The organism is Nonomuraea cypriaca (genome assembly GCF_015645445.1).
Lineage (GTDB): Bacteria > Actinomycetota > Actinomycetes > Streptosporangiales > Streptosporangiaceae > Nonomuraea > Nonomuraea cypriaca.
The window spans coordinates 1-6,662 of the sequence record NZ_JADOGI010000380.1 but is presented as its reverse complement, the minus strand read 5'-3'; the positions used below and the strand labels follow the sequence as shown (position 1 = coordinate 6,662).

At 70.9% G+C, this 6,662-nt stretch carries 7 protein-coding genes; 3 read left to right on the top strand and 4 right to left on the bottom strand.

What is annotated here, in order from left to right; all coding sequences use genetic code 11:
• Window positions 1-195: 195 nt before the first annotated feature.
• Complete coding sequence (locus tag ITP53_RS53100) at window positions 196-612, bottom strand: winged helix-turn-helix transcriptional regulator (RefSeq protein WP_328818722.1); 417 nt, start codon at window positions 610-612, stop codon at window positions 196-198.
• A gap of 90 nt (window positions 613-702) precedes the next feature.
• Here ITP53_RS53100 and ITP53_RS53095 point away from each other — a divergent pair, with 90 nt between their 5' ends.
• The gene (locus tag ITP53_RS53095; protein WP_195903089.1) at window positions 703-1,350 is read left to right on the top strand and encodes an NAD(P)-dependent oxidoreductase; all 648 of its coding nucleotides are present in this window, start codon (window positions 703-705) and stop codon (window positions 1,348-1,350) included.
• Window positions 1,351-2,005: 655 nt separating this feature from the next.
• Here ITP53_RS53095 and ITP53_RS53090 read toward each other — a convergent pair.
• The 3 genes from ITP53_RS53090 to ITP53_RS53080 form a co-directional block, all read right to left on the bottom strand.
• Window positions 2,006-3,004 carry a GlxA family transcriptional regulator gene (locus tag ITP53_RS53090; RefSeq protein WP_195903088.1) on the bottom strand — a complete coding sequence of 333 codons (999 nt, stop codon included), beginning with the start codon at window positions 3,002-3,004 and terminating at the stop codon, window positions 2,006-2,008.
• Window positions 3,001-3,639: an HD domain-containing protein gene (locus ITP53_RS53085; protein WP_236052182.1), complete on the bottom strand. Its 639-nt coding sequence runs from the start codon at window positions 3,637-3,639 to the stop codon at window positions 3,001-3,003. The genes ITP53_RS53090 and ITP53_RS53085 overlap by 4 nt, the downstream gene beginning before the upstream one ends.
• 144 nt (window positions 3,640-3,783) lie before the next feature.
• Complete coding sequence (locus tag ITP53_RS53080; RefSeq protein ID WP_195903086.1) at window positions 3,784-4,626, bottom strand: helix-turn-helix transcriptional regulator; 843 nt, start codon at window positions 4,624-4,626, stop codon at window positions 3,784-3,786.
• On the opposite strand from ITP53_RS53080, the gene ITP53_RS53075 reads away from it, so the two are divergent.
• On the top strand, window positions 4,625-5,059 hold the full coding sequence (locus ITP53_RS53075; RefSeq protein ID WP_207757688.1) for an SDR family oxidoreductase: 435 nt from the start codon (window positions 4,625-4,627) through the stop codon (window positions 5,057-5,059). The genes ITP53_RS53080 and ITP53_RS53075 overlap by 2 nt on opposite strands.
• A gap of 331 nt (window positions 5,060-5,390) precedes the next feature.
• Window positions 5,391-6,317 carry a helix-turn-helix domain-containing protein gene (locus ITP53_RS53070; protein WP_195903085.1) on the top strand — a complete coding sequence of 309 codons (927 nt, stop codon included), beginning with the start codon at window positions 5,391-5,393 and terminating at the stop codon, window positions 6,315-6,317.
• The last annotated feature ends 345 nt before the right edge of the window (window positions 6,318-6,662 follow it).

Sequence of the window (6,662 nt, the reverse complement as noted above, 5' to 3'; positions counted from 1 at the left end):
TCGCGGGACATCTCCTCCAAGCCGGACACCGGAAGATCACATCATCATCCAGACAATCGATCAAAGTGACGGACAGTCACGCATCCAGCCGTATCGTCACCCGGTGCGCATGGCGTGAATGCTTACCCCCAGGTGTGACTTCCGAGATTCCGCGATCTGTGACTGTCAGCAGTAAGTAGCGCCGATATCGCAGCGTTACTTGTCGCGATCCGTGGAGTCAGGAGGAGGTCGATGCGCGCCGTCGTAGGCTTGCTGCGACGCTGACACGTCGCCGAGGTGCGCGATCGACCATTCCTCCAGCGCGCGCAGCGGCTCGCGCAGGGTGCGGCCCGCCTCGGTGAGCGTGTACTCGACGCGGACCGGAACCTCGGGGTGGACGGTGCGGCGCACGAGCCCGTCCCGTTCGAGCCCGCGGAGGGTCTGGGTGAGCATCTTCTGCGAGACGCCCTCGATGCGTCGGCGCAACTCCGAGAAGCGGGCGCTGCCGTCCCAGAGGGCGCCCACGATGAGCACCGTCCAACGGTCGCCGATGCGATCCAGGATGTGGCGAGTCGGGCAGTCCGCGCGGTAGGGGCTGCCGCGCAGCACCGGTCCGGCTTGGTTGGTTACCACAAAGTGCCTTCTTCCCATCGGAGAGCTGCACTCATACGGTAATCGCAGCGCGTCGTCCGACGCCACCTCCTCCCGTAGAAAGGCACCCCCGTGTCGCGCATTACCGTCATCGGCGGCACCGGCTATGCCGGTTCGGCCATCGTCGCGGAGGCCGCCGCTCGCGGTCACCAGGTCACCGCACTGAGCCGCTCGCGTCCCGACGCGCCGATCCCGAACGTGACCTATATCCAGGGCGACGCCACCGACGAAGCAACGCTGTCGGCAGCCATCGAGGGTGCGGACGTCGTGGCGGGCGCATACGCCGCACGCGGCCCGCAGGACAGCAGCTTCCGCGACGCCTACCGCACCATCGCGCGGGTGGCCGATGCCGCAGGCGTACCCCTGTTCATCGTCGGCGGCCACTCGTCGCTGCGCCCTGCGCCCGGGGCGGACCGCTTCGTCACCGACCTCAGCGACATCCCCGCAGAGCTCCACGACGAGATCCGCGCCGGCTCGGCGCTGGTCATCGAGGACCTCCCGGCCACGCCCGCGACACTCGACTGGGTCTATGTGAGTCCGGCGCTCAGGTTCGGCGCACATATGCCCGGCGAACGACTCGGCCGTTATCGGCTCGGCGACGACGTCGCGGTCCAGCCCGAGGACGGCGGCGCGATCTCCGCCGCGGACTACGCCCTCGGGTTCGTCGACCTGATCGAGAAAGGCGAGCACCACAGGGCAGAAGTCAACCTCGGCCACTAAGTGGACAACTCTGGAAGTTGTCCGGGGTTGGCCGAGGAAGCGCAACGTTGACGCGTCCCCCGATAGCGGCTTGCCGCTCTTCAGGCGGGTCGCGAGGAGCAACTAGAGCGCCACGCGCGAAGACGGTTCGTTCACCCGGCCCTCCCGAATTTCGCCCAGGGAGAATGGTCTGGCCGTCTATCCGTGGAGTGGTCCCAGTGCCGACTCGAACGGATCGGAACCTGGACGTTGCAGCGGCGGGAGCCGTGCAGGCCGTCCCGGACGGCCAGGATGTCATCGCGGGTGATCTCCCGCAGGCGGTCGTAGCGGGCCGACCAGTCCAGCAAGATGGGGAACTGCGGACACAGCTGGAGTTGCCCGAACCGAACGTCACTCCGCTCCGCCGCCGGCGCTGAGAGGGCGTCCGGAGCCGGCCCTCTGGCCGCCGCGCGACGGTACCAGTGTCTCCGAGCCATCGGCGCCATCCTGGTCGCGGTGGGATGCCGCCATTATGGCCCGGCAGGGCGCGTTTTCTCAGCGGACTCTCGCGGCCTTCCGCCATCCGCGGGCCCAGCGGATTCGCGCGGGTTTCTGTCACCCCCGCAGGCTCAGCGGATTCGCGGGTTTCGGTCATCCCCGGTGTTCCATCGGCGGGGCCGATCCCCGCGGGCAGCCGTCACCCTGCGGCGATGGAGTCGAGGGTTCGTACGGTGCTGCGGAAGCGGGCGCGGTAGGCCGTCGGCGCGATGCCGAGGGCGTGCTGGAAGGCGCGCCGCATGGTTTCCGACGACCCGAACCCGCTCTCACCCGCGACCGCCTCCACGCTGTCGTCGCCTGCTTCGAGCAGGGCCTGCGCGGCTTCGAGGCGGACGGACTCGAGGTACTGCCCCACGCTCATCCCGGCCTGGGCGCGGAAGAGCCGGCTGAGGTGGCGTGCGCTGACGCTGGCCGTCCGCGCGAGCTCCTCCAGGGTGTGCGGGGCGCCGGGATCGGCGTGCACGGTGTCCATGACGCGGCGCAGCACCGGGTGCCCGCCCTCGCGCGGGGTGAGGCGCGCGCTGAACTGGGACTGCCCCCCGGGACGGGCCATGAAGACGACCAGTTCCCTGGCCACGCCGCGGGCCAGGTCCGCGCCATGGTCCTCCTCGACCAGGGCCAGCGACAGGTCGATCCCCGCGCTGACGCCGGCCGAGGTGATCACGGCCCCGTCGCGGACGAACACCGGGTCCGCCTCGACGCGTACGCGCGGGTAGGCGGTGGCGAGTTGCCCGACGAGCTGCCAGTGGGTGACCGCGCGCCGGCCGTCCAGCATCCCGGCCTCCGCCAGCAGGAACGCGCCCGCGCAGACGGAGGCGACCCGGCGGGCGCCGCGTGCGAGCCCCGCCACGCCGGCGACCAGGGCCTGGTCGCCCACCGCGCGCCGCCAGTCCGGCCGTCCGGGCACGAGCAGGGTGCCTGGACGCCCCGGCGAGGCGGAGTCCCAGCTCCCTTCCACGCCGAGCCGGACGCCCGACGACGTGCGCACGTCCCGTCCCGTGGGCGAGAGCAGGCGTACGTCGTAGTGGGCGCCGTAGGCGTTCGCGGTCGTGAAGACCTCGACGGGCCCGGTGACGTCCAGCAGTTGCACGCCGTCGAAGACCACGACGACGACGCTGTGCGGGGGGTCGCCGGTCATTCCGGCCACTGCGATTCGAGAATCGTGCGGACGAAGTCGCCGCGCTCGAAGTCCGGCACGAAGTGTTCGAGGACGTCGGCCTTGACGTTGCCGAACGTGGTCTCGGGCTTGTGGCGGATCCCCTCGGTGAACGCCTCGAGGATGCGGCGCTTGAAGTCCGGGCGCGGGTGCAGGGCCACGATCTCCGCCCGGTCGGCGTCGGAGATGCTCTGGTAGCCGATGCCGAGCACGTCGTACTCCACGCCGGCGGTCACCAGCGCCACCTCCGGCTCCATGAACTCCGGGATGCCGGGCGTGGTGTGCAGTGCGATGGCCGTCCACACGCGCCGGATGCTGTCCTCGGGAACGTTGTGCGCCTGCAGGAAGCGCCGCGCCTCGTTGGCGCTGTCGACCTCGAACCGCCGCCCGCTGGTACGGAACGGCTCGCCCAGCCCGACGTCGTGGAACATCGCGCCGATGTAGAGCAGCTCGGGATCGAAGCTGAGCCCCCGGTTGAGCCCCTGGAGGAAGCCGAACGAGTAGACCCGCCGGGAGTGGTGGTAGATGAGCTCGGTCGTGGTGTCCCGGATCAGCTGGGTGGCCTCGTCGGCGAGTTTCGTGTCAGGTATACGGACTTTGGTCGTCTGCGTGGTCATCGCAGTCATCCCGCTCTCGTCATGCTTCCGCGGGCCTGGAACGGCCCTCATATGGGTACGTATCGATTGTCTTCGCGCAGGTCGGCATGGTGACATGGCTGGATAGCCACATACCCCACAGATACGGACGCACACGGGCGTGGATCATACGAGACCGGCCAGCAGCCGCAGTGCGGCCTCGGAGGACGAGCCCGGCTCGGCGTTGAACACCGCCACCCGCTGCCCGTCGTCGTCCGGCAGGGTCATGAACTCGGTCATGAGCTCCATCCCGCCCGCCAGCGGGTGGCGGTAGGCGCGGGTCGTGCCCCCGCAGTCGCCCACCGCGTGCGCCGCCCAGAGCCCGGCGAACTTCGGGCTGCCGAGGCTCAGCTCGCCGACGAGGCTGCTCAGGGCCGGGGCGCCGGGGTGGCGGCCGCTGATCAGCCGCAGGTCGGCGACGGTGGAGCGGGCCTTGCGCGGCCAGTCGGCGTAGAGCTCGCGCGTGTGGGGGTCGAGGAACACCAGGCGGGCGACGTTGGGCCGCTCGCCAGGGCGGTCCGGCGTGTGGAAGCCGAGGTGGCCGGCCAGCAGGGCGTGCGCCATCCGGTTCCACGCGAGGACGTCGAGGAAGCGCCCCATGACCAGGGCCGGCACGTCCCCGAACGACTCGATCATGAGTCGTACGCCCGGCCGCGCCCGCTCGGGCCTGACCCGGCGGACGGGCCTGCGCTCCGGCCTGGCCAGCGCGTAGAGGTGGGCCCGCTCGGCCTGGTCCAGCCGCAGGACGCGGGCGACGGCGTCGAGCACGGCATCCGAGGCGTTGGGGCTCTGGCCCTGTTCGAGGCGGGTGTAGTAGCCGGCGCTCACCCCTGCCAGCTGGGCCAGCTCCTCGCGGCGCAGGCCCGGCACCCGGCGACGGCCGCCGTGAGCGGGCAGCCCGGCCTCCTCGGGCCGCAGCCGCGCCCTCCTCGATCTCAGGAACTCTCCCAGCTCCGTCCGTACGTCCATGCGTACCAGTGTCGCGGACCGGCGGCGGCCCAGCCTGCACCTGTTGGACGCCCCCTCGGACGCGGACTTCTGGACCGGTCTCGACGGGAAGCTCATCGGCCAGGTGAACCTGGTCCGCCGTGCGCTCACCCGCGTACGGGACGGCGGATCCGTGACGCTGACCAGCGGCCGCTTCCCCGAGCCCGTGCCGGGTGCTTCGCTGGGATTCCTGGTCAACGTGGGCCTGGAGGCGTTCGTGCGGGCCGCGGCGATCGAGATGCCGCGCGGTGTCCGCCTGAACGCCGTGAGCCCGGGCTGGGTCCGCGAGACCCTGCTCGACCTGGCCATGGACCCGGCGGCCTGCACTCCGGCGGCGGACGTCGCCCGCGTCTACGCGGACGCGGTGGAGGGCACCGCGCACGGCAGGACGTTGATGGTGCCCACCCACCTTTGATTCCCTGGGGCGGTCGGTGCGGGAGATTTCCCGCGTCAAAAAGGGACCGGCAGCCGTGAACCCCGTTCTGGTGTGGTGAGCGTGGGCTAGAACGGTGAATGCTCCAGGCTGCCGGTTCCTTTCCCCCTCCAGGGAAAAGTCTGGCCTGATGACCGGCGTACGAGGAAGGGACCTGCCATTCCTGGGAAGGCTTTTCCCACGCGAAAATTCCGGCATACACCGCAATTTCCTGACATAGCAGTGGGTGCGGCGCGGCCGCATCGAACTAATGGGAGCTCCCGGTTTGCCGGGACGCTGCCCAGCACACAAGAGTCGGCCACAATCGCGAGGTATGGATGCTGCTTCGGTGACTCGGCGCGGGCCTTTAGCCGACTTCCTCGCCGCCCGGCGGGCACTGGTCAGCGCGGCTGACTGCGGCCTGCCGGCGAGCGGCTACCCGCGCAGGGTGCCGGGACTGCGCAGGGAAGAGGTCGCCCAGCTCGCGGGCATCAGCACCGACTACTACACCCGCCTGGAGCAGGGCCGCGTCCGCACGGCGTCGACCGGGGTGCTGCACGCCATCGGCCGCGCGCTGCGGCTCAACGACGACCAGCAGCTCCACCTCGTCCGGCTGGGCCAGGCCGATTCCGTCGGCCGGGGCGCTCAGGACGGGCACTCCGTCAGCCCGCAGGTGCTCCGCCTGATCGACAACATCGCCGACACCCCGGCCATGGTCTTCAACCGGTTTCTTGACATCATGGCCTGGAACCGGCTGGGCTCGGCACTCCTGGGCGATCTCGCCGCCATCGAGGCCAGGCACCGCAACTACGCACGCATGATCTTCCTCGACCCGCACAGCCGGGCGCTGGCCGTGGAATGGGAGAAGCGGGCCAAGCAGGTCGTGTCCAGCCTGCGCATGACCGCCGGCGCGGATCCCGACCAGCCGAGGCTGCGGGAGCTGGTCGCCGAGCTGTCGGCGCGGGATCCGCAGTTCCGCACCTGGTGGACGGAGCACGTGATCACCACGCGTCCCTTCGGCCGGTGCCGGCTCCACCATCCGGCCGCCGGGGAGTTCGACACGGACTGGTACGCGCTGCGCGGCACCGACCGTCCCGACCAGGTCATCGTGCTGGTCAGCGCGGCCTCGGGCAGCCACGGCCACACCGCGATCCGGACACTCGACGCGTGGGCGCGCGAGCTCGGCCTGAGCGGCGGCGTCAGCCGGCGGCCGCCACCGGGCCCGTCCCCGCGCGCCACGCGCGGCCGGCTCGCCGGATAGGCCGCGGCACCGGGGCGGTCGGCTCGCGGGATAGGCCGCGGCACCGGGGCGGTCGGCTCGCGGGATAGGCCGCGGCATCCGGCGCGCCGCCTCACCGGACAGGGGGTGGCGCCAAGGCAGTCGGCTCATCGGACAGGCCGCGGCACCCGGGGGCCAGGCGGGGTTTCGCATGTGACGATCAGGTGGGCACCCTGGATCCCACAGGCATGCATGTCCGGGCACTGGAGGCGCGATGTCCGCTCTGTCGTTCGAGCCGTTGACCCCGACCAGCTTCCTCGAACGGTCGGCGACCGTGTTCGCGCGGCGGCTCGCGGTCGTGGACGGCGAGATGACCCTCACGTACGC